General features: G+C 55.7%; 2 protein-coding genes. One reads left to right on the forward strand and one right to left on the reverse strand.

Translation table 11 applies throughout. The annotated features are described in order from the left end of the window. The coding region (locus tag EOA49_RS31965) for a dienelactone hydrolase-related enzyme (protein WP_127243600.1) at positions 1 to 784 on the forward strand (784 nt) is incomplete at its 5' end. 453 nt (positions 785 to 1,237) lie between these two features. Here the strand turns inward: EOA49_RS31965 and EOA49_RS31970 are convergent. Continuing rightward, on the reverse strand, positions 1,238 to 1,351 hold a 114-nt coding region (locus tag EOA49_RS31970; protein WP_135913840.1), incomplete at its 5' end, for a transposase domain-containing protein.

Genomic DNA, 1,351 nt, shown 5'->3' on the forward strand with positions numbered 1-1,351 from the left:
GAAAGATGGGTGGCTCAAATTTCCATCGGATATTTCAACCGACATCGAAGCGAACAATTTAGTCTGGGCGAAAATCACGGAAAGCGGGTCGTTCGATCAGGCGATGGTGATTTTTCACCACTGGAATGCAAGAGCGCGGAATCGACAGATCGCCAATTTTTTCTCACTGCTTGGCGTCACGGTTGTCGAGATCGCCATGCCTTATCATTTCGAGCGTAGCCGTCCAGGCTCGACACATGCCGATTACATGCTGAGCCCGAATCTCGGTCGGACGATCCAGTCTGTAAGGCAGGCCGTATGGGACGGGCGGAAGCTCATACGCTGGCTAAAGAGTGAAGGCTATCGAGAGATTTCGGTTCTCGGGATGAGCCTGGGTTCTTGGGTTGCAGGGTTGGTCGCGGCGCGCGACTCGGCTGTGTCAAAAGCCTCATTGTTTCTGGCCGCGGGAAGTCTCGCGGATATGGTCTGGACGGGTCGTGCTACACGATCGATACGTGCCAGCCTTGAGCCTGAGATTGGTTTGGCCGATCTCAGACAGGCCTGGGGTCCACTTGACCTGGAGAACTACGCTCATAGTTTGGCACGGCCTGATCTCGACCTTCACGTTGTGTTGGCTAAGAGAGACAAAGTGGTGTTGCCAGAGCTATCGGAGAGGTTCATGCAGAGGCTGAAGGACGCCGGAGCTAATCCAAATATTTTAGCACTAAACTGTGGTCACTATTCGCTCGCCATTCCGCCTTACATTTTGTTGGTCGGTTTGAGCTTGAAGCGGTTTCTGTCGTGAGCAAGCGCCAATTGAAACCCATGTTTCACGGTCCGATGGAGGGCGCGAAACTGCCGCGATGAACCGCTTCGCCGATCGACATCCACCCTGCCGATCGACATCCACCCTGCGGATGAACACCACTGTGGAACAATGAGGAGTCGGCCGGAAGTCAATGAAGCGGTGGAGCTTTCAGGATAACTCCAGCGCCGAATTCAGCCCAGCTCGTCGTTGGCCTCAATCGCTAGCGCGTGATTTTCCGCAAGGTTGATCAGTTGATCAGCACAGCGGCCGTTTCATGCCGTGACCAGCCACGGCTTTCGCCGCGGCTGCCACGACCTGAAACATCGCCTGGATTGCTTCCTCGCAATCAAGGTGACGATTCGGGTGTATCGCGGGGCGCTTCGGACCCTGAAATATTCGGCACAGTGTTCTCCTGTGGTCGCTCAGTCCAAAGAATAGTAAGCGCTGTTCTCAGGCCACGGCCCTGAGTTCGGGAGCCGGGATGTAGGCCCAGGGCAGCAGGTCGTCGATCTGGCTGTTCGGGTGGCCATTGACGATCCTGGTGAGGACATCGGCGAGATAGCC

Origin of the sequence: Mesorhizobium sp. M1A.F.Ca.IN.020.04.1.1 (assembly GCF_003997315.1) — a bacterium.
GTDB lineage: Bacteria > Pseudomonadota > Alphaproteobacteria > Rhizobiales > Rhizobiaceae > Mesorhizobium.